The 20,678-nt window shown below is 65.5% G+C and carries 24 protein-coding genes; 6 read left to right on the top strand and 18 right to left on the bottom strand.

Going from position 1 to position 20,678, the window contains the following annotated elements:
- Nucleotides 1–4: 4 nt before the first annotated feature.
- Complete coding sequence (locus tag EET10_RS23435) at nucleotides 5–1,216, bottom strand: acetyl-CoA C-acetyltransferase (protein WP_036393706.1); 1,212 nt, start codon at nucleotides 1,214–1,216, stop codon at nucleotides 5–7.
- Nucleotides 1,217–1,389: 173 nt separating this feature from the next.
- Here EET10_RS23435 and EET10_RS23440 point away from each other — a divergent pair, with 173 nt between their 5' ends.
- Nucleotides 1,390–2,580, top strand: a complete 1,191-nt coding sequence (locus EET10_RS23440; RefSeq protein WP_036393708.1) for a pyridoxal phosphate-dependent aminotransferase — start codon at nucleotides 1,390–1,392, stop codon at nucleotides 2,578–2,580.
- Here the strand turns inward: EET10_RS23440 and EET10_RS23445 are convergent.
- From EET10_RS23445 to EET10_RS23460, 4 genes are all read right to left on the bottom strand, one after another.
- Entirely contained in the window at nucleotides 2,561–3,001 is a 441-nt protein-coding gene (locus tag EET10_RS23445) for an SRPBCC family protein (protein WP_036393710.1), read from the bottom strand. The two genes, EET10_RS23440 and EET10_RS23445, sit on opposite strands and share 20 nt — an antisense overlap.
- A 52-nt stretch (nucleotides 3,002–3,053) precedes the next feature.
- On the bottom strand, nucleotides 3,054–3,509 hold the full coding sequence (locus tag EET10_RS23450) for an SRPBCC family protein (protein ID WP_080692187.1): 456 nt from the start codon (nucleotides 3,507–3,509) through the stop codon (nucleotides 3,054–3,056).
- A gap of 66 nt (nucleotides 3,510–3,575) precedes the next feature.
- Complete coding sequence (locus tag EET10_RS23455) at nucleotides 3,576–4,655, bottom strand: CaiB/BaiF CoA transferase family protein (protein WP_036393711.1); 1,080 nt, start codon at nucleotides 4,653–4,655, stop codon at nucleotides 3,576–3,578.
- An 8-nt stretch (nucleotides 4,656–4,663) separates the two neighbouring features.
- A complete protein-coding gene (locus EET10_RS23460; protein ID WP_036393714.1) occupies nucleotides 4,664–5,104 on the bottom strand; it encodes an SRPBCC family protein in 441 nt (146 codons plus the stop codon).
- A 35-nt stretch (nucleotides 5,105–5,139) separates the two neighbouring features.
- Here EET10_RS23460 and EET10_RS23465 point away from each other — a divergent pair, with 35 nt between their 5' ends.
- The gene (locus EET10_RS23465; protein WP_080692184.1) at nucleotides 5,140–6,864 is read left to right on the top strand and encodes an alpha-keto acid decarboxylase family protein; all 1,725 of its coding nucleotides are present in this window, start codon (nucleotides 5,140–5,142) and stop codon (nucleotides 6,862–6,864) included.
- Between the two features lies 1 nt (nucleotide 6,865).
- Here EET10_RS23465 and EET10_RS23470 read toward each other — a convergent pair whose 3' ends face one another.
- From EET10_RS23470 to EET10_RS30300, 7 genes are all read right to left on the bottom strand, one after another.
- Nucleotides 6,866–7,063, bottom strand: coding sequence for a (2Fe-2S)-binding protein (locus EET10_RS23470; RefSeq protein WP_036393716.1), 198 nt, complete (start codon nucleotides 7,061–7,063; stop codon nucleotides 6,866–6,868).
- A gap of 12 nt (nucleotides 7,064–7,075) precedes the next feature.
- Complete coding sequence (locus EET10_RS23475) at nucleotides 7,076–7,708, bottom strand: hypothetical protein (protein ID WP_036393718.1); 633 nt, start codon at nucleotides 7,706–7,708, stop codon at nucleotides 7,076–7,078.
- 40 nt (nucleotides 7,709–7,748) lie between these two features.
- Complete coding sequence (locus EET10_RS23480) at nucleotides 7,749–8,348, bottom strand: hypothetical protein (RefSeq protein WP_036393722.1); 600 nt, start codon at nucleotides 8,346–8,348, stop codon at nucleotides 7,749–7,751.
- Nucleotides 8,345–9,247 (bottom strand): hypothetical protein, encoded by a 903-nt coding sequence (locus EET10_RS23485; RefSeq protein WP_036393725.1) that lies wholly within the window; start codon nucleotides 9,245–9,247, stop codon nucleotides 8,345–8,347. Before EET10_RS23485 ends, EET10_RS23480 begins: the two co-directional genes overlap by 4 nt.
- Nucleotides 9,248–9,593: 346 nt before the next feature.
- Complete coding sequence (locus tag EET10_RS23490; protein ID WP_122502542.1) at nucleotides 9,594–11,054, bottom strand: FadD3 family acyl-CoA ligase; 1,461 nt, start codon at nucleotides 11,052–11,054, stop codon at nucleotides 9,594–9,596.
- Entirely contained in the window at nucleotides 11,051–12,232 is a 1,182-nt protein-coding gene (locus tag EET10_RS23495) for an amidohydrolase family protein (protein WP_036393728.1), read from the bottom strand. The genes EET10_RS23490 and EET10_RS23495 overlap by 4 nt, the downstream gene beginning before the upstream one ends.
- A 91-nt stretch (nucleotides 12,233–12,323) precedes the next feature.
- A complete protein-coding gene (locus EET10_RS30300) occupies nucleotides 12,324–12,734 on the bottom strand; it encodes a lipoprotein LpqH (RefSeq protein WP_244602069.1) in 411 nt (136 codons plus the stop codon).
- 127 nt (nucleotides 12,735–12,861) lie between these two features.
- Here EET10_RS30300 and EET10_RS23505 point away from each other — a divergent pair, with 127 nt between their 5' ends.
- Both EET10_RS23505 and EET10_RS23510 read left to right on the top strand, forming a co-directional pair.
- The gene (locus EET10_RS23505) at nucleotides 12,862–13,626 is read left to right on the top strand and encodes an enoyl-CoA hydratase/isomerase family protein (RefSeq protein WP_036393735.1); all 765 of its coding nucleotides are present in this window, start codon (nucleotides 12,862–12,864) and stop codon (nucleotides 13,624–13,626) included.
- 98 nt (nucleotides 13,627–13,724) lie between these two features.
- Nucleotides 13,725–14,048 carry a hypothetical protein gene (locus tag EET10_RS23510; RefSeq protein WP_244602071.1) on the top strand — a complete coding sequence of 108 codons (324 nt, stop codon included), beginning with the start codon at nucleotides 13,725–13,727 and terminating at the stop codon, nucleotides 14,046–14,048.
- A 15-nt stretch (nucleotides 14,049–14,063) separates the two neighbouring features.
- Here the strand turns inward: EET10_RS23510 and EET10_RS23515 are convergent, their stop codons facing one another.
- A complete protein-coding gene (locus tag EET10_RS23515) occupies nucleotides 14,064–14,663 on the bottom strand; it encodes a TetR/AcrR family transcriptional regulator (RefSeq protein WP_036393937.1) in 600 nt (199 codons plus the stop codon).
- Nucleotides 14,664–14,867: 204 nt separating this feature from the next.
- Here EET10_RS23515 and EET10_RS23520 point away from each other — a divergent pair, with 204 nt between their 5' ends.
- A complete protein-coding gene (locus tag EET10_RS23520) occupies nucleotides 14,868–16,145 on the top strand; it encodes a cytochrome P450 (protein WP_036405170.1) in 1,278 nt (425 codons plus the stop codon).
- 102 nt (nucleotides 16,146–16,247) lie between these two features.
- Here the strand turns inward: EET10_RS23520 and EET10_RS23525 are convergent, their stop codons facing one another.
- The 5 genes from EET10_RS23525 to EET10_RS23545 all read right to left on the bottom strand — a co-directional run bounded on the left by EET10_RS23525 (nucleotide 16,248) and on the right by EET10_RS23545 (nucleotide 19,789).
- Complete coding sequence (locus EET10_RS23525; protein WP_246013681.1) at nucleotides 16,248–17,111, bottom strand: chitinase; 864 nt, start codon at nucleotides 17,109–17,111, stop codon at nucleotides 16,248–16,250.
- Nucleotides 17,112–17,416: 305 nt separating this feature from the next.
- Nucleotides 17,417–17,704: a cytochrome C oxidase subunit IV family protein gene (locus tag EET10_RS23530; protein WP_036405255.1), complete on the bottom strand. Its 288-nt coding sequence runs from the start codon at nucleotides 17,702–17,704 to the stop codon at nucleotides 17,417–17,419.
- Nucleotides 17,704–18,300: a cytochrome c oxidase subunit 3 gene (locus EET10_RS23535; RefSeq protein ID WP_036405168.1), complete on the bottom strand. Its 597-nt coding sequence runs from the start codon at nucleotides 18,298–18,300 to the stop codon at nucleotides 17,704–17,706. The genes EET10_RS23530 and EET10_RS23535 overlap by 1 nt, the downstream gene beginning before the upstream one ends.
- Nucleotides 18,297–19,043, bottom strand: a complete 747-nt coding sequence (locus EET10_RS23540) for a hypothetical protein (RefSeq protein ID WP_099187691.1) — start codon at nucleotides 19,041–19,043, stop codon at nucleotides 18,297–18,299. Before EET10_RS23540 ends, EET10_RS23535 begins: the two co-directional genes overlap by 4 nt.
- On the bottom strand, nucleotides 19,040–19,789 hold the full coding sequence (locus tag EET10_RS23545) for a hypothetical protein (protein WP_063468105.1): 750 nt from the start codon (nucleotides 19,787–19,789) through the stop codon (nucleotides 19,040–19,042). Before EET10_RS23545 ends, EET10_RS23540 begins: the two co-directional genes overlap by 4 nt.
- Nucleotides 19,790–19,896: 107 nt before the next feature.
- On the opposite strand from EET10_RS23545, the gene EET10_RS23550 reads away from it, so the two are divergent.
- Nucleotides 19,897–20,502 (top strand): TetR/AcrR family transcriptional regulator, encoded by a 606-nt coding sequence (locus EET10_RS23550; protein WP_051490619.1) that lies wholly within the window; start codon nucleotides 19,897–19,899, stop codon nucleotides 20,500–20,502.
- The last annotated feature ends 176 nt before the right edge of the window (nucleotides 20,503–20,678 follow it).

Below are 20,678 nucleotides of genomic sequence, written 5' to 3' on the forward strand. Positions count from 1 at the left end.
ACGTTTAAACCCTCTCGATAACCGTCGCGACGCCCATGCCGCCGCCGATACATAGCGTGACGAGCGCCCGCCGGGCGTTGCGGCGCTCCAGTTCGTCGACCATAGTGCCCAGGATCATCGCGCCGGTGGCGCCCAGCGGGTGGCCCATCGCGATGGCGCCACCGTTGACGTTGAGTTTCTCGTCGGGGATGTTCAGATCCTTCTGGAATTTCAGCACCACCGAGGCGAACGCCTCGTTGAGCTCGAACAGATCGATGTCGTCGACGGTCAGCCCGGACCGGTCGAGCACCTTGAGGGTGGCCGGGGTGGGGCCGGTCAGCATGATCACCGGGTCGGCCCCGCTGGTGGCGGTGGCCACGATGCGGGCCCGCGGGGTGAGGCCCTGCGCTTGCCCGGCCTTCTCGCTGCCGATCATCACCAGGGCCGCACCGTCGACGATCCCGGAGCTGTTGCCGCCGGTGTGGACATGGTTGATCTTCTCCACCCAGTGGTATTTCTGCAGCGCGACATCGTCGAAGCCGCCCATCGCCGCCAGGCCCTCGAAGGCCGGCTTCAGCTTGGCCAGACCTTCCATGGTGGTGTCGGGCCGCATGTGCTCGTCGTGGTCGAGAATCAGCAGGCCGTTCTGGTCGCGGACCGGAACCACCGACTTGGCGAAGTAACCGCCCGACCATGCGGCGGCGGCCTTCTCCTGGCTGCGCAACGCGTAGCGGTCGACGTCTTCGCGGGAGAAGCCCTCGATGGTGGCGATCAGGTCGGCGCCGATGCCCTGCGGAACAAACATGACGTCGTAGTTGGTGGCGGGGTCCAGCCCCATCGCGCCGCCGTCGGAGCCCATCGGAACGCGGCTCATCGACTCGACGCCACCGGCCAGTACCATATCGTCCCACCCGGAGCGCACCTTCTGCGCGGCGGTGTTGACGGCCTCGAGGCCCGAGGCGCAGAACCGGTTGAGCTGCACACCGCCGGAGGTGACCGGCATGCCCGACGCCAACACCGCGGCCCGGGCAATGTCACCACCCTGGTCACCGACGGGTGAGACGCAGCCCAGGATGACGTCGCTGATCACGTTCTCGTCCAGGTCGGGGTGTCGCTTGCGCAGCTCCTCGATCAGGCCGACGACCAGGCTCAAGGGCTTGACCTCGTGCAACGATCCGTTCTTCTGCTTGCCACGCGGGGTGCGGATGGCCTCGTAGATAAACGCTTCTTCGGGCATGTCGATTTCCTGTTCGGGGGAAAGGGAGGGCTAGATCCGTCTTCAAGACTAGGTCCAGTAGGGGAACACTAACAGGGTGCTCGGCCAACCTGTTGGTTGGCCAGGACTTTGCAGGTCGGCGGACAGCGGGCGAAAGACCATCCGGCGTCATCGCCCGCTTAAGCTCGATCGCCATGACGGTGTCGCGGCTGCAGCCCTACGCGACCACGGTGTTCGCCGAGATGTCGGCGCTGGCCGCGCGTGTCGGGGCGGTGAACCTCGGGCAGGGGTTTCCCGACGAGGACGGGCCACCGGCGATGCTGCGGGCCGCGCAAGACGCCATCGCCGGCGGCGTCAACCAATATCCGCCGGGGATAGGCATCGCGGCCCTGCGGCAGGCCATCGCCGCCCAGCGCCGCCGGCGTTTCGGCATCGAGTACGACCCGGATACCGAGGTGCTGGTCACGGTCGGGGCCACCGAAGCCATTGCCGCGTCCGTGCTGGGACTTGTCGAACCCGGCTCGGAGGTTCTGCTGATCGAGCCGTTCTACGACTCCTACTCGCCGGTCGTGGCGATGGCCGGCGCGCATCGAGTTTCCGTACCGCTGGTGGCCTACGGCCGCGGCTTTGCCCTGGACACCGACGCGTTGCGACGCGCCGTGACGCCGCGCACCCGGGCGTTGATCGTCAACTCTCCGCACAATCCGACCGGCGCCGTGCTGGGCCGGGCCGAGCTGGCGGCCATCGCGGAGATCGCCGTGGCCGCAGACCTTGTGGTGATCACCGACGAGGTATACGAGCACTTGGTGTTCGACGGCCACGATCACCTGCCGCTGGCCGGTTTCGACGGCATGGCCGGACGGACGATCACGATCTCGAGCGCGGCCAAGATGTTCAACTGCACCGGCTGGAAAATCGGATGGGCTTGCGGCCCTGCGCAACTCATCGCCGGGGTGCGTGCGGCCAAACAGTATCTGAGCTATGTGGGCGGCGCGCCGTTTCAGCCGGCGGTGGCTCTTGCGCTGGACAGCGAGGACGATTGGGTGGCCGCGCTGCGCAGTTCTTTGCAGACCAGACGCGATCGGCTGGCCTCGGGACTGACCGAGATCGGTTTCGACGTGCACGACAGCTACGGCACCTACTTCGTATGCGCCGACCCGCGTCCACTGGGCTACCACGACAGCGCGGCATTCTGCGCGGCGCTGCCGCAGAAGGCGGGGGTGGCCGCTATCCCGATGTCGGCGTTCTGCGACCCCGCGGCACAGCACGCCGACCTGTGGAATCACCTGGTGCGCTTTGCCTTCTGCAAACGCGAGGACACCCTCGACGAGGCCATCAGGCGACTTGCCGCGCTGCGCGACGGGGCTACCCGGTTTTGCCCATGATGTGACTTCGCAGTCCCTCCAGGGCCGCGTGCAGGATCTTCTTGCGCGCCCGCTTGATCCAGAACTCGGGCAGCGGCGCCGACGGCTCCACTGTGAGGGTGAACCGCACCCGGGTCTTGTCTTCCCCCTCGCGGCGCAGGTTGTACTCGCCGTGCTGCCCGTGTTGCTGAGCGGTCTTGTGGGCGTCCCAGACCATCCAGTCCGGCCCCCAGTGGTATTCGAGCAGTTGGGTGTCCACGATGCCGGTCACTTTGACGGTGACCTTCACGTGGTGCGGTCGACCGTCGGGATGGGTGTCGACGACCTCGACCCGCTTGTGCACCGAAGACCACGACGGCACCGCGTCCATGTCGGCCAGCGCCTCCATGATCACCTCAGGGGGCGCATCAATGACGATTTCGCTCGACGCTTGGACAGCCACTGCCACCAAGTTAGCAACCGCGGTCCGGCGTGCGGTGCGGCGGAAACGGAATCTAGGTCAGACGATCCCGGTTGTTACGGCCGCTGATCAGTTCGGTCAGCCCCTTCGCGGCGGCATCCAGTACGTGTTCGCTGGCCCGCTTGACGATGAAGCCGGGAATCGGGCCGGCCGGTTCCACGGTGATGTCGAACCGCACCCGTGACGTGTCGACACCTTCGGGCTTGACGGTGGTCTCGATGTGCTGGCCGTGCTGCTGGAAAGTCTGGTCGGCATCCCAGCACATCCAGTCCGGGCCCCAGTGGTATTCCAGGATCTCCTTGTCGACCAGCCCCAGAATTTTGACCACGGCTTTCACATGATGGGGGCGCCCGTCGGGGTAGTAGTCGATCACTTCTACCTGTTTGTGCAGCGGTGACCAGGATGTCAGCACGCTCACATCTGCCAGCGCCTCCATGACCACTTCCGGAGGCGCATCGATGATGATCTCTCGCGATGCTTTGACGGCCACCAAGCTCAAGCTAGCAACGCCGCCCTGCGCGCGGACGTGATCGGGACAATTCGAAAGAATAGGTGACTACCAATTTATTTCGTCGATCGGCGTGGTCGCTGCCGGTGGTGGCGCGACCGGTCCGGCCGGGGTTCGCGAGAAGCGCGGCGCCGGCGCGGCCTGGTCCACACCGTGGGCATTGATCACCGTCGACCGGGCTCTCAAGTGCGCGTTGGCGGCCGCTTCGCTCCAGGTCAGCACCGGCGTCACGCAGGCGTCGGTGCCGGTGAAGACCTCGGTCCATTCCGCGCGGGTCCGGCTGGCGAACCGCGCGGCAAAGATGTCGCGCATCCGCGGGTACGAGCTGACGTCGAGTTGGTTGGGCACCTCGTGTGGGGTGAGACCCAGCCCGGCCAGCAACGCCGCGAAAAACTGCGGCTCGATGGCACCCACCGCCAGGTATTTGCCGTCGGAGGTTTCATAGCAACCGTAGAACGGGGCGCCGCCGTCGAGCAGGAACGATTCGCGTTCGTCGCGCAGACTCCCGATTGCCTTCATGGTCCACATCATCTGGGCCAGCACGCTGACCCCGTCGACCATCGCGGCGTCGATGACCTGGCCCTTGCCCGACCGCTCCCGCTCGTACAGCGCGGCCACGATGCCCAGCAGCACCAGCATGGAGCCGCCGCCGAAGTCGGCCACCAGGTTCAGCGGCGGCAGCGGCGGCCGGTCGCGGTAGCCGATCGCCGAGAGCGCACCGGTCTGCGAAAGGTAGTTGATGTCGTGGCCGGCCGTCGCCGCCAGCGGTCCGTCCTGTCCCCAGCCGGTGATGCGCGCGAATATCAGCCGGGGATTGACCGCCGCGCAGTCGTCCGGACCGATGCCGAGCCGCTCGCAGGTGCCGGGACGAAAGCAGTCCAGCAGCACATCGGCCTTGGCGGCCAACGCCAGCAACGCAGCCGGCTGGGCCTTGACGTCCAGGTCCACGATCCGCTTGCCGCGGTGCAGCAGATCCCGGTCCTCGGACGGCATGGTCAGCCCGCCGGGACGGCGCACCCGCACCACGTCGGCGCCGAGGTCGGCCAGCACCATCCCGGCATGCGGGCCGGGTCCGATACCGCCGAGTTCAATGACTTTCACCCCGGCCAACGGGCCCCCGCCAGTCACCGCGACCGTTAGCCCTTCTTGACCTTGAGCACCCGCTTGCGCAGCCCGTCGGTATTCAGCTCCATGACCCCTTTCATGGCGCGTTTGATCACGAAGCCGGGCAGCGGCACGAGCGGATCCAGGCTCAGGTCGAACTTCGTCCGTGTCTTGTCGCCCTCCGAAGTCAGCGTGTAGCCCCCCTCTTGGTTGCGCGACGCCTTCCCGCTTTCCTGCGTCCAGGTGACTCCGTCGTCGCGCCAGGTGTAGGCGAGCACGATCTCGTCGGTGACCCCGGCGGTCTTGACTTTCATCCGGGCGCGCCGCGGTCGGCCATCCTCGTGACGTTCGAGCACTTCTGCGCTCTGATGGATGTCGGACCACTCGGGCATTGCCTCGACGTCGGCGACGACGTCGAGGATTTCCTTGGGACTTGCTTCGATGACTACTTCGCGGGATTCCTTGACTGCCATGGCGCCGACGATAGCGCGACCGCGCCTCGGCCGGAATGGTTTCGACCGGGCGTACCGTCGTCTGCGTGACCGATCGTGCAGCTGACCCCGGGGGACCCGGATACACCGTCGGCGACTACCTACTGGACCGCCTCGCCGAACTCGGCGTGTCCGAAATCTTCGGCGTACCCGGGGACTACAACCTGGAATTCCTCGACCACATCGTCGCCCATCCGGTGATTCGGTGGGTGGGCAACGCCAACGAGCTCAACGCCGGCTATGCCGCCGACGGCTACGGCCGGTTGCGCGGAATGTCAGCTGTGGTAACGACATTCGGCGTTGGCGAACTCTCGGCGGCCAATGCGATCGCGGGTAGCTACGCCGAGCATGTGCCGGTGGTCCACATCGTCGGCGGCCCCTCCAAAGACGCCCAGGGCACCCGGCGGGCGCTGCACCATTCGCTCGGCGACGGGGACTTCGAGCACTTCTTGCGGATCAGCCGCGAAATCACCTGCGCCCAGGCCAATCTCATGCCGGCAACGGCATGCCGGGAGATCGACCGGGTGCTGTGTGAGGTGCGGGAGCTGAAGCGGCCCGGATACCTGCTGCTGTCCACCGACGTGGCCCGCTTCCCCACCGAACCGCCCGGCGCCCCGCTACCCCCTTACGGCGGCGGCACCAGTCCGCGCGCGCTGTCGCTGTTCACCGAGGCCGCCGCCGCACTGATCGGCCAGCACCAGCTGACCGTGCTCGCCGACCTGCTGGTCCATCGGTTGCGGGCGGTCGACGAGCTGGAGGCGTTGCTGGGCGCCGATGTGGTGCCGCATGCCACGCTGATGTGGGGAAAGAGTCTGCTCGATGAGAGCTCTCCCAACTTCCTGGGCATCTATGCCGGAGCCGCCAGCGGCGCGCGGGTCCGCGCGGCGATCGAGCAGGCGCCGGTGCTGGTGACGGCCGGGGTGGTGTTCACCGACATGGTCAGCGGATTCTTCAGCCAGCGGATCGACCCGGCGCGCACCATCGACATCGGCCAGTACCAAAGCACCGTGGCGGGCCGGGTGTTCGCGCCGCTCGAGATGAGCGCCGCCCTGCGCGCGCTCGCCGAGATCTTGACCGGGCGCGGGATAACTTCGCCCCCCGTGCCGGCGCTGGGTGACCACCGTCCGGTATCGACTCCGCAGCGCGATGACCCGCTGACCCAGCGGATGTTATGGGACCGGGTCAACGACGCGCTCACCCCCGGCAATGTGGTGCTGGCCGAGCAGGGCACCTCGTTCTACGGCATGGCCGACCACCGGTTGCCGCACGGGGTCACCTTCATCGGTCAACCTCTTTGGGGCTCAATCGGTTACACGCTGCCGGCGGCGCTCGGGGCCGCGGTGGCCCATCGTGACCGCAGGACGGTGCTGCTCATCGGCGACGGGGCTGCCCAATTGACCGTCCAAGAGCTCGGAAACTTCTCCCGTGAGGGCCTGTCCCCCGTCATCGTGGTGGTCAACAACGACGGCTACACCATCGAACGGGCGATTCACGGCGAGACGGCCCCCTACAACGACATCGCCGCCTGGAGTTGGACCGCGATCCCCCGCGCGCTGGGAGTGACCGACCACCTGGCGTTTCAGGCGCGGACGTACGGCGAACTCGATGATGCGCTCACCGCGGCCGCGGCGCACCGGGACCGTTTGGTGCTCGTCGAAGCGGTGCTGCCGCAGCTCGAAATCCCGCACCTGCTCAGCGATCTCGTCGCTCCCACGTCGCCGGATGGCACCGCGCGCCGTTGACTCAGTCCCGGTGCGATGTCCGCTCCGCGGCAGCACCGCCTCGACGAGCACCAAGGATCGCGTGAATGGTGCGCCGGCAACGCCCGCAATCGGCGCCTGCTCCGCAGGCCTGCGCGACATCCTTGGTGGTCGATGCGCCGTCCGCAACGGCCTCGGCCACCGTCTGGCTGGTGACGCCGTTACACAGGCAGACATACATCGAGCGTTCCGCTCAATCCGTCTCGATCCGCATCATCTCGGCAAAACGGCCCACGAACAGCGGTGGGTAGGCGCCCACTCCGGCGCGGCTCATCCATTGGGCCGCGGCATCGGGATGGTCGATCCACTTCCGGGCGCGCTCTTCGTCCGGGAATTCCTGCAAGATCAGGACCTCGTGCTCGTCGTCGAAAGCCTGGAAAACCCATGTCTTTCGGATACCGGCGGCGGTGAACCGCGCCATCGCAAGGCCGACTTCGGCGGTCAGTGTCGACACGTCGTCCACCGACGCGATTCCGGCTACCACGACCCCCGGTGCCCGGCCGGCGGCCCCCGCGGCCGGAGCATCGGCAATGAACCTGTCCACGATCTCGCCGGCGAAGACCGCCGGGATATCCTCGACGCCCGCCGCGTCGAACCATTCGAAGAAGACCCGGGAGCGCAGCAGCTCTACGATCGGTTCACGGCTGTGCACTCCGATCATCACCAGGACGCGGCCGAAGTCGTGGGTCGAGGTATAGACCAGAACATGGTGGGCTCCGATAGCGGCCAGCGCCGACTTCTTGCGCTGCAACAGCGGCCACACTCGGCTCGGATCCGGGACCCGGTAGTCGGACGCGATCACCATCGAATGGAGGTCGTTGGTCATGGTCGTATTCCCGTCACCCGCGGAGGCTCCTGCACAGGATCTACACCGGATCGAACGATGAGATGAGCCACTTCCCGTCGGCTTTGGTCAGCTTGACCATGACGCTGCTGGACGTCAACGTCGGCTCCGGCCGGTCGGCGCTCTGGGTGCTTTGGTTGACGAACACCAGCACGACGGCCGAGTCCGGATGCAATTCGGATACGGCGGCGCGAAGCACCACCGCGCGCGTCTTGACCGACTTCTGCTTGGCGGCCGGTGCGACGATCTGTTGGGTGAACTGGTCGTAATACGACAAGAAGTCGCCGGTCAGATGTGATCTCGCGGAAGAGAAATCGCGGTCCAGAGTATCCGGAGAGTACGACAGGATGGCGATGGTGCCATCGGTAGCCGCCGCGACCGCCGACTTGGCGGCCTGGTCATCGACTTCGCGATCCGGTCGGTAGGAGAAGAAATACAGTCCAGCCAGCAGCGCCACCGAGGCCGCCACCAGCAACGCCATCAGAGCAGCGACCGCCTTGCCCGACGACAGCTTGTTCACCCAGCCGGCGCGGCGCTTCTGCCGTGCGGGCCGGTCATCGTCGCTTGGCAAGGCCGAGTCGGCCTCCGCAGTCTCCTCGACCGACGTTTCCTCTGCGGTCATGGCACGAACTCGACTTTCGACATCTTGAGCTGATCACCGTCGCGGGTGATGGTCACGATCAACCGGAACTTGCGAGGATCCTGCTTGGCTCCGGCGGCATTGGTGACTTCGGATGTCGAGGCGACCAGCACGACGGCCGAATCGTCGGTCATGGTGTCCACGTCGACGGCGACGGCCTGGACGGTGCCCTGCTCGACCACCTTCGACTGTTCGACCACCTTGATGAAATCGGCTGCCACCTTTGCCATATCGTCGCGGAACGCCCCGGTGGAGTTGTCGAGGATGCGCTGCACGCCCTGCTTGGCGTTGGTGAAGTCCAGCGATGTCAACGTCACGACGCCCTGTCGCGCCGCCGCGGCGAACTCGGCCACTCGCTCACGGTGGCGGATGGCATCGCGATGCTGCACAACCATATACACGCTGGCCGACAGGGCAACCAGAATGACGATGGCGGCCAGCGCAGCGGCAACCGTGGACCGGGTGAGCCGCGGCCTGCGGCGGCGCCGCGGCAGCGCCTCATCGGCGGCGGCGGACACATCGGCGTCGCGGTCCTCGTCCTCGACGTCCGAACCACGCTCGGCCTCGATGGTTTCGGGCACCACGGTGGTCTCGGAGTTATCCGGCTCACCCTTGGACACCTCCGCATGGACTTCTTCGGTGGCTGGATCTTCTTCGGCGACCGGACCTTCGTCCGCACCGTCGGCGACTTCGGCCCGACGGCGCAACTGAATTGCGCGGGCGCGGGCGCGGGCGGCGGCGGCCAGGGCTTCGGCTTCGGCGGCCTCAGCCTCGGCCTGTTCGGCCAATGCCCGCAATTCAGCTGCGGTGCTGGCGGTTTCGTCGTCGCTCACCAGAACCGATCTCGTGTCAGCGGCGTTTTGGTCGCGGCCGGCGCTCATGATCCACCGGCTCGACAGGGCAACTGCTCGGGTAACTCAACGCGGATCTCCTCTACCCCTGGTCCGCCAGTAGCCAGACCTCGCTGTGGGGCAACCCTACTAGGCAAAGCCGGCATCACGCGAGCACCCGGGCCGACGTTGCGGTCACCGACCAGGTGCTGACGCCGGCTCCTCGGCATCGCCGGGTCGTGGAGAGCCAAGTCATCACCTTCCACCCCGAGGTCACGCCGCAGCCACGGCCAAACAATCCTACATCCAGCGGAAATAGCATTCTCATATTGAGCACATCGCCCGGGCTCGCAGCCTCGCCGAAACTCGCCGACGCGGCTCGCCGTTGACGCCGGGCTCAACGCAGCCGGTCTTTGACGACCTTGCCGGTGGCATTGAGCGGAAGCGCGTCGACAAACTGCACCGAGCGCGGCACCTTGAAACCCGCCATGCGCTCTCGGCACCAGCTGATCAATTCGTCAGCGCTGACAACACCTTTGCGAACGACGAACGCCTTGCCCACCTGCCCGAGCCGGTCGTCGCAAACACCGATCACGGCGGCCTGAGCGACCGCCTCGTGCTCGAGCAGGAAGCCTTCGATCTCAGCGGGATAGGCGTTGAATCCTCCTACGATGAACATGTCCTTCTTGCGGCCGACGACGCGCAGCCGGCCGGTCTGGTCCAGGCTGCCAAGGTCCCCGGTGTGCAGCCAGCCCTGGTCGTCGATGGCCTCGGCGGTGGCGACCGGGTCGTCGAGATAGCCCTTCATCACGTTGTACCCGCGCACCAGGATCTCGCCGTCACCGGCGATGCCGACCTCGATCCCGTCGCAGGGAACACCGGCGGTGGTCGCGATGTCCTCGAGCGAATCCTCGGGCCGGGACAGCGTCACCGTGCCCGCCTCGGTCAGGCCGTAGCCGGTCATGAGGGTTTGGAAGGGCAGTTCGGTGCGCACCCGCCGGATCAGCTCCACCGGAATGTCGGCGGCTCCGGTCACTCCCGCCCGCAGCGACGACAAATCGCGCTCGCCCCGGGCGCCAAGTAGCGAATGATACAGCGCCGGCGGCCCCGGAAGCATCGTAATCTGTTCCCGTTCAATCAATTCCAGCACCCGGCCGAGGTCGAATGCGGGTACCGGGACGATCGTGGCGCCCCGGATCAGCGACGCGATGCAACCGGCCTTGTACCCGAAGATATGAAAGAACGGGTTGACGATCAGATAGCGGTCGCCCTGGCGCAGGTCGGCGCGGTCGCACCACTCGGCGTAGTGCCGCAACGTTTGCGCGTGGTCCATCATCACGCCCTTGGGCCGGCCGGTGGTTCCCGAGGTGTAGATGATGTCGGCGACGTCTGAGCCACTGACCGCGCGCTCGAAGGGCTTGCCGCTGTTGAGGAAGCCCGACTTGACGTCGATCACCGGGACGGCGTTGGGGACAGCGAAATCCAGTCCCAGAAAACCCTTCTCGACGAGCACGGCCTTGACACCGCTGCGTCCGATGATGTCGGCCGCCTCGGCTGCCTTGAAGCGCGTGTTGACCGGAACCAGCACGCCGCCGGCGGTCAGCAGCCCGAACGCGGCGATGATCCATTCCGCCGAATTGGGCGCCCAGATCGCAACCCGATCACCTTTGTCGATTCCGGTCCCGGCGAAGGCACCGGCGGCCCGGCGCACCCGATCGGTCAGCTCGGTGAACGTGAGCCGCAGCGGTCCGTCGACGACGGCTTCGGCGTCGCCGAACCGGTCCGCTGCGCTGCCGACCATCTCGGGGATGGTTTCCCAGGGTGGCTCGCCCCGGCGCCGCGGCGCCGACTGCGTCATACCGACACGAGCCGGGACAGGTTGCCGCCCATGATCTTTGCCTGATCGTCGATGCTGAGGTACTGCAACGCATCGGCGTAATGCCGCGGTGCCGCGAGCCCTTCCGGATGCGGGTAGTCCGAGCCGTACAGGACATGGTCCACGCCGATCAGGTCGACGAGGTCCCGGATCCCGTCCTCGTAGAACGGACTGATGTGGATCCGGTTCTTGATCTCTTCGACCGGGTCGCCGCCGGGGAAGCTTTCCGGTGTCTTCTTGTAGACGTCGGCCAGCTGTTCCAGCAGCGGGAACAACCACTTCGACCCGGCTTCAATGACCGCGACCTTGAGTTGCGGGAAGCGGTACAGCGCACCGTGAATCACCCAGGACGCCACCGCATCCTGCACCGGGCGCCACTCGTTGAGCATCGCGAATGCGTTGGTCTGGAAGGGCAGCATCTCTTTGTCGCCGCCGTCCCACTCCGCGGTATAGCGGGCGTAGCCGCTGTCCGACGAGTGCATGGCCACCAGCACGTCGTGCTCGACACAGCGCTGCCAGAACGGGTCGAACTCCGGCAGCGCGAACGACCTTGGGCCGCGGTACCCAGGAACCGGGGCCGGCCGCACCAAAACCGCCCGGGCGCCGCGGCGCACCACCCAGTCCAGCTCGTCGATCGCCTTCTCCACGATCGGCAGGCTGATCACCGGCACGGTGAAGATGCGGTTCTGATAGTTGAAGCCCCACACTTCGTCCAGCCACTGGTTCAGCGCGTGCACGACCACGTGGATGAGCAGTGGGTCGTCGCGCATGCGTTCTTCGATCAGGCTGGCCAATGTCGGGAACATCAAACTGCGGTCGACGCCCAACTCGTTCATCAGCTCCAGCCGCGGACCGGGTTCGCGAAAGGCCGGAATCGACCGCATCGGCTCGCCAAAGATCTCCCGGCGGCTCTTGCCTTCGGGGTTGCCCACCCGGAAGTACTCCTCCATCGCCCCCGGCCGCGCGACCACCTCGAAGGTGGGGTTGGGGATGTAGTCGCTGATGTGACCACGGACCGCAATCTTGGTGCGCCCCTTGACCTGGACGTACTGGATCACGTTCCGGTACTGCTGGGGCAGGTACTTGGTGAGTGACTCCTCGGTCTCGTAGAGATGATTGTCCGCATCGAACAGCGGATACGACAGCGCGCCCGATGACATGAAATCCTCCTTCGCGATTTACGAGAATAGTATTCTCTTGCCCGCGCGGTCGCAACGGGCTGCCCCTGTGGTCGCCGGTCAGCAGTGGGCTTCAGCAGTGGGCGGCGATGCGGAACTCGGCGGTGGCCGGCTGGTCGGGCGCGACGGTGTTGAAGCCCTCGGCGGTACCGCTGACGGTGAACGTGCTGTCGCCGAAGCCGGCCTTGGCGCTGCCACCGTCACCTTCGGAGTACATGCCGGTGAAACCGGCCAGATTGCGGATGCGCACCGACTTCGCGGTAATCGGTTCGGCCCATTGATCGATGACCACGGTGGCTCCCGAGTCGCCGTTACCGACCTCGATCGTCCGGTACCACTGCAACTGAAAGCACCTGACGAGGTGTGGCCGCACCTCGTGGCCGTTGACCGTCACCATTGCGGTGCTGGAGATATGGGCCGCTGACGGTGCGCCGCAGGCGCTGAGAACGGCTGCCGACAGTGCCGCGACGGCCGCTGTGCTCACTGCCCCGATTCGGTGTTGCACGTGCCACCTCGGATGCTGCGCCGGGAGTGCTTGAGTCTCAGCGATGATGCTATTCTCCGAGCAAGAGAATGCCAATATCGCCCGCTCGCCCCGGAAGCATCGACACATGGTGGACCTCGAGTTCGACAAGTCCGGCACCGGGTTGGCGGTGCTCACCATCGACCGCCCGCACGCCCGCAACGCCATCGCGCTCGACACCATGGACCAGCTGGAGACGGCACTGGAGGCGGCGTCAAGCGCGCGAGCGCTGGTGATCAGGGGGGCCGGGGAGCGGGCTTTCGTTTCGGGCGGGGACCTCAAGGAGCTGAGCGCGCTAAGAACCGAGGAGGACGCCGCGGCGATGGCCAAGCGGATGCGCGCCATCTGCGACCAGCTCGCGGCATTTCCGGCTCCGGTGATCGCCGCGCTGAACGGCCACGCCTTCGGCGGCGGTGCCGAGGTGGCCGTCGCCGCCGACATTCGCATTGCCGCCGACGACATCAAGATCGCGTTCAATCAGGTGGAGCTGGAGATCATGCCGGCGTGGGGCGGCGCCGAGCGACTGGCCGCGCTGGTCGGAAAGAGCCGGGCACTGCTGCTGGCGGGCACGGGAACGGCGCTCGACGCCGCCCAGGCCGAACGCATCGGCCTGGTGGATCTGGTGTTGCCCCGCGCGTTGTTCGACTCACCGGATCGCGGCTGGCGATCGGTCGCCGCGGCACTGTCGCGCCACCCGGCGACCGAGATCAAGCGGGTAATCAGCGGAGTTTCGCCCGATGAGGCGATAGCATCCTTTGCACGGCTGTGGGTAGCGGAGGCCCATTGGCAGGCCGCGGCGCGGGTGATGAACCGCACGTCCAGTCCCCGCCAGGCAGCTGGAGGCGCGATATGACCACGACGACGCGGCGGCTGGGTTGCGGCCTAGCGGTGTTGCTGACGGGCGCGGCTCTCGTGGTAGGCGCCGGCCGGTCACGCGCCGATGACACACCCATGCATCAGGTCCGGTACACCATCTCGGCGAAATACCCGATTTACGCCGACATCTATTACCAGGATCAGGACCCGGCCGTCTTTTCCGACTACAGCCACAACCCGTACCAATTCACGCCGAACATCCAGGCCGATATCGCTCCGGGCAGGCCGTGGACCATGCAGGTCATGCTGGCCAACCCCGACCAGTGGGCAATGGTCACCGCCAGCACCGGCCCGGAACCGGGCACACCGATGTTTCATTGCGATCTGGCCGTGGACGGGGTCGTCGTCGTCGCCAAGGACGGCCCCCGCGGCGTGCTCTGTTCGCTGCGCAACTGGTGACCCGGCGCGCCTGCGTTACCCCTCGACTGGCCGTGGCTCACCCTCCAGACGACGCAGGTAGTTTTCGACCACCGCCACGGTTTCGGCATGTCCGCCCGACATGCCAAGCCCCTGTTCGATCACCAGAAATCGCGAAATGCTGGTCATCAGGACCGTCCACACCACCGGCGGCACGTCCCGCGTGTCGACGTTGTAGCGTTGCAGAGCGGCCGCCAGCGCCACCCGCTGCCGTTCACGGAAACGTTCGGCGTAGTAAGCGATTTCCGACCGCATGGCCTTGCGATGGTTCGCCAGCGCCATGAATTCCATTGTCATCTTTGCGAATCCGGGCTCGGTGCCGAACCGCCAGAGCGCCCACAGCGGCTGCGCCGACTCGAGCGCGCGGTCCTGAACCCGCAAACCGGCTTCGGCGCGGCGGCGAAACACTTCCAAAAACAAGTCGTCCATGGTGCGGAAGTAGTAGTGCACCAATTGCGGCTTCAACCCGGCCTTGCCCGCCAAACGGCGGGAAGTCACTGCCGCATAGCCCTCTTCGAGCATCAGTTGCTCAGCCGCGTCGAGCAGCAGGCCGCGATTCTTCGCGTCCGGCGCTCCGATCCGGCGAGCCGATGTCATGCCCTCAACTCCGTATCCTCGGCATTTCGCTACCTCGACCACGCCGATCGTAGCCACGTCGCCGTGGCGACCGGTGACCACCTTGACCATGACATTACCGCCATGCTAAGCAGATGCTCAGCACATCGTCGGATTCGGGCGGCGGGACGCTATCGCCGCCGACGGCCCATTCGGCAAACGCCAGCTGCGGGAGGCACGCGCGACATGAGCGACTACGATTCGATCGACTTTTTCACCGACCCCTCGCTGGTCCCCGACCCTTACCCGTACTTCGACTACTTGCGCAGCCAGAACCCGGTTCTGCGGCTGCCGCACTACGGCGTCGTCGCCGTCACCGGGTATGACGAGGCCACCGCGGTCTACAAGGACACCGACTCCTTTTCCAATTGCGTCGCACTGGGCGGACCGTTCCCGCCGCTGCCGTTCGTGCCCGAGGGCGACGACATCAACGCCCAGATCGACCAGAGCCGCGAGAAGTTCCCGATGTACGAGCACATGGTCACCATGGACCCGCCGGATCACACCCGCGCCCGGTCATTGCTGAACCGGCTGCTGACGCCGAGCCGCCTCAAGCAGAACGAGGAGTTTATGTGGCGCCTGGCCGACCGCCAGCTCGACGAGTTCCTCGGCAACGGTCGCTGCGAGTTCATCTCCGAATACTCCAAACCCTTTGCCACCCTGGTGATCGCCGACCTGCTGGGTGTTCCCGAAGACGACCACAAGGAGTTTCGCGTCATGTTGGGCGCCGAGCGTCCCGGCGCGCGGGTGGGTGGACTCGACCACGAGTCGGTGGGCACCAACCCGCTGCAGTGGCTCGACGAGAAGTTCAGCAACTACATCGAAGACCGCCGCCGCGAAGCGCGTGAAGACGTGCTGACCGCGCTTGCGACGGCAAAGTATCCGGACGGATCCACACCCGAGGTCATTGACGTAGTCCGCTCGGCCACATTCCTTTTCGCTGCCGGGCAGGAAACGACGGCCAAACTGCTCAGCGCCGCGCTGCAGGTGCTCGTCGACCGGCCTGGCATACAGCAGCGGCTGCGCCACGACCGCAGCTTGATTCCGGCATTCATCGAGGAATCGCTTCGGCTGGAGAGCCCGGTCAAGAGCGACTCGCGCCTCGCCCGCCGGACCACCAACATCGCCGGAGTCGACATCCCGGCCGGAACCGTCGTGGTGGTATTGCCCGGGGCGGTCAACCGCGACCCGCGAAGGTTCGACAATCCGCACGAGTTTCGTCTGGACCGAAAGAATGTTCGCGAACACATGGCGTTTGCCCGAGGGGTCCACTCCTGCCCCGGCGCACCGCTTGCCCGCGTCGAGGGCCGCGTTTCGATCGAGCGCATCCTGGACCGGATGGCCGACATTGCCGTCGACCCGGCCAGACACGGGCCGGCGGGCGATCGCCGCTATCGCTATGAGCCGACCTATATCCTGCGCGGCCTCACCGAACTACACCTGACGTTCACGCCGACGGGGTAAGCGCTCGACGCTGACGCTCCCGTCGGGTGATTCCGAAACGACTGCGGCACAGCGATTTCCGTGGCCCAAGGCGTCTTCGGGCCGCCCGTTCAGCGACCGGCGTCAAAGTGTGGAACCGGTCTCGATATGCTCGAAGATCTTGGAGAACTCGAACGGGGTTTGCGCCACTCCGCTGCCGTCGACGGCGTCTACTGCGCCCAATGTGCCTGTGGTGTCGCGCGGGAGCTCCCACATGGACAATTCGCCGATATGGTTTTGTATCGCGAACGTGGTCAGCTGTTGCGCGTCGGCGAGGGTGAAGATCTCGCTCGGGTCGTCGTTGATTCCTATCAGGGGCGTCACCCCGAGCATCGACCATGCCTGCTCGCTGGACAGCGATGGATACAGCGTCATCAACTGACCGTGGGTCGCCGTCGCCGCGTCGATCGCATACGTGCCCATGCCAGGGTTGCCGGGCTGATCGAAACCGGGGCCGTAATCCATGGCCATGATGTTCACCCGGGAGATGTTGACACCGTTAGCCGTAGCGATTTGGAGGACGTTCAGTCCGCCGCCCTGGCCCGGCACCAGCCCGGTCGGCAGCACCGGAAGGGTATAGGAGACGGTCACCGGCGTGCCGTTGGCCGCCTCCTGCTGCTGCAGCAGGGCAATGGCTTTCGCTTGTGTCGTCAGTGCCGCAGTGTTGCCTTGCAACGCGCCTTCGACGTCGAAGTCGAGGTGATAGATCTTGTAGGTATTCACCACCGACAGGTACTGCTGCTCCAGCGCTGTGGGGGTCTGACCGCTGACGGCCGAAAGGTCGGTGCCGGCCGCTCCTCCGAAGGAGATGGTCCCGTTGATGCCCGCGCTGTGCATGTTGGCGATCTGGTTGTTGATGAACGAACTCTGGGAGCCGCCGGTGACGTCGAGCGCCGAATATCCTCCCCAGGCCGCCTGACCATTCGGGTCGGCGGTGATGAAGGCCAACGTGGCGTTCTTGACTCCCGCCTGTGCGGCGGAGGAAAAGTCGTATCCGTTAGGCCCGGGATACAGCGTGATGTCGACGTAGGGAGAGTATTGCCCCGAAATCGAACCCCCGGTGCCGGTGCCGGTGCCGGTGCCGGTGCCGGTGCCGGTGCCGGTCCCGCCCGTTCCGGTCCCGGTTCCGGTCCCGGTCCCGGTTCCGGTACCGCCCGTTCCGGTTCCGGTGCCGGTGGTCAGAGACCAATGTGAATGATGTGATTACCGGGCCGAGGACTCCGCTGCGCGAGTTGACTAGGTCTGCAACCGTCCTAGTGGAGCATCATGCCGGCCAGATGGCTGCCCAGCAATGCAGCGCCGACGAGCAGCACGCATGCGTCCGTGAGGCGGCGCAGCACGGCGGGAGACTGCCTGACTTCCATGAACTCGCGAAAGATGATTCGCACCTTGATGAGTGCGATCACGATCACGCTCGCCGTGACCACCGCGCTGGCCTTCGGAGATGGCTCGACGGCGTAATCAAGCCACAGGTACGACAACGTCAATGACGCCAGCACCACCCAGACGGCCAACAGCCGCTTGTTGAATCTGATTCGGATCACCTCACCACGTACAGCAGTGCGAAGATGAGCACCCAGAGGAAGTCGACGGTGTGCCAGTAGGTGGCGCAGGTCTCGACCAAGACCAGCCGCTGAGATCCCCCAGACCCCTGACCTGTTCGTGCCGGGCCCCACAGCTGATACACGACAATCCCGATGACGACGAATCCGATCAGCAAGTGCACGAAGTGGATGCCGGTGAGAAAGAAGTAGTAGGTAAAGAAATCGTCACTGGTAAAGGAATTACCGCCGCGGGTCTGGCCGGTCCACTCGAAAACCTTGGCGCCCAGGAACACCAGGCCGAAGGACGCGGTGATATACGCATCGTTGAGCGCCGCTCGGTAGGCGTGGGCCCGGGCCGATTGGACGCATCGTGCCACCGACAAGGAACTCAGTAGCAGAATGAGTGTGTTGAACACCCCGATGCGCATGTCCAGTTGCGCCTGCGAGCGCAGGAAGAGCTCCGGATTTTGGGCGCGGTAGAACAGGTAGAAAGCAAGATATGCTGTGAAAACGAGCATTTCGAACAGCACGAAGGCCCACATGTCCGGTTGACCCGGGACGAACCTGGCCGGTTTGTTGGCGCCGACGGTCATGCCGCCGCCACCTGGCGCGGCGCAACCTCGGGCAGTGTCCCGGTGCCGAAGTCCTCTCGCTGGATCATCCGCCGCAGCAAGACGATGAAAACCCCTGTAAAGATGCCGAATACGACCATGTTGAGCCACCAGGCGATTTGCCCGTTCCAGGCCAGGACACCCCGGCGGAAAATCCAGGCCGGAGAGACCACGATCTCGGTGAGCGCGTTGCAGAGGTTGAGGTAGCCGAACCACTTTGGGAAAACCTGGTTCTTGTCGATCAGGATCGCCAGCATCCACACCAGCGAGCCGATCAGGAACACCCCCATGGTTCCGATGAACGACAGGAAGCCGAAGTCGTAGAGCCAACCGATCAGCTCGGGGTCACGGTCGGGGCGCATCGCTGCGGCGGTGAGCACGATGCACATCAGCAACATCCCCGGAATCGCGCTGAGCGAGTATAAAACCAGGTAGGAATACGCGAATGCGGGGCTGATCGACATGCGCCGCATGGAATAGGCGATGAGCGCGTTGCTCATCGTCGTCATGCCGGTGATGACGAACATCATGGCGAAGCCGATGAGTATCCCAAAGTGGTTGTCCCCGAACCACTGCACGACCCGTGGTGTGTCCCACGCGGGGTCCGGCGGGGGTTGGGTGCGGGTGAGCACGAAGAACACCAGGGCGAACAAGTTATAGAAGGCGACGAGCGTCCACCAGGCTAACCAGAGCTCACGCTTGGGGTTAGTCACCGCTGCGCTCATGCGCCGACCGATGCTTCGTCGCGCTCCCGGCGAACGGCCCGGCCGAGGACGACGGCCGACACCACGATCCACCCTGCAATGGCGATGTTCTTCAGCCAGAATGACAACACTCCATCCCACGCCAGGGGGCCCGACAGCGTCAGCCCCGCGAACGCCGCCGGCACCAGCGCGGCGGCGACGAGCAGATTGAAATGAGCCACCCAACGGCTGAACACCGGATGCGACGGATCGTCAAAGTAAATCGCCAGGGCCAGAATCACGCTCTGCCCGATGAGGAAGGGAACCTGTGTGGTGAAGGTGAGCCAGGCCAGATCGTTGAACATCTGCGTCAGCTCCGGGTTGCGTTCCGGGCGAAAGGCGGCCAGCAGCCAGCAGACATCGGCGATGAGAAACAGGGTGGGACCGCCGGCCACGCAGCCGATCATGCAGTAGGAAAAGATCGGCGTGCGGTGAGCCATCCGGCGAATCTGCATCACCAGCAGCATCAGGACCGGGATCAGGCCCACGCAGAACCAGTTGAACAGGATCATGCTGTAGCGCACCCCGGACTGGTTTTCCCGATAGAACGCGGCCACCTGCTCCGCGGGCATTCTGGGCGACATCGGTGGCGTGAAGCCGGGAAACAACAGGAACGCCGAGACCCAGATGATCGCCACGACGGGCAGCGTCCACAACAGGACGAGCTCGCCATCGGCGCGCCGTGAAGCGGATGGCGGGGCTGTTCGGCGCTCGCCGATGTCGGACATCGGGACTCCTTCCGGTCCGCGGGTCCTGGGGCGATCGTGTGGTGTTAGTCAGCGAAGCTAGCCGATCGGCTACCTACGGTCAATAGCCGATCGGCTAGGCTCTCGATGTGGTGTCCACGCCGTCCACCGGCCAGTTCCGCTTCATTACGCGCAGCGCTGCACAAACGCGCATTCTGGATGCGGCACTGCAACTGATCGCCGAGCACGGCGTGGGCGGCACCTCGCTGCAGATGATCGCCGACGCCATCGGCGTCACCAAAGCGGCGGTGTACCACCAGTTCAAGACCAAAGACCAGATCGTCATCGCCCTCACCGAACGTGAACTCGGCGGTCTGGAAGAGGCGCTGGAGGCCGCCGAAGCCCAGGCCCACCAACCGCAGGCGCGCGAGCTGCTGCTGGATCGGGTGATCGATGTGGCGGTCGAACGCCGGGGCGCGGCGAGCACGCTGCAGTTCGACCCGGTCATCGTGCGGCTGCTGGCAGAACACCAACCGTTTCAGCAATTCATTGCGCGGCTCTACGGCGTGCTCGTCGACGACGCCGCCGAGGACGCGCGGGTGTCGGCGGCGATGCTGTCGGGAGCGATTGCCGTCGGCGTGATGCACCCCTTGGTTGCCGAAATCGACGACGAGTCACTGCGTTCGCACCTGCGCCGCATCACCCGCCGGCTCATCGGCACGCGCGAATGGACCGATCCCACCGAAGTGGGGTGAGAGTTCGCTCGATCGGGTGATCCGCCGGAGCGCCAGCTTGAGCACTGCGGGACAAGCACTTTCGCGGTTCAACATCCACAACCAACCAACTTGGGCGAAAACCGTGGCCGGCGCCTTGCGTCCGAAACCTCATGTTGATAAATATTGTGTATTACATGATAGATATTATCAGTTTG

The sequence above is a fragment of the Mycobacterium pseudokansasii genome (assembly GCF_900566075.1).
GTDB classification, from domain to species: domain Bacteria; phylum Actinomycetota; class Actinomycetes; order Mycobacteriales; family Mycobacteriaceae; genus Mycobacterium; species Mycobacterium pseudokansasii.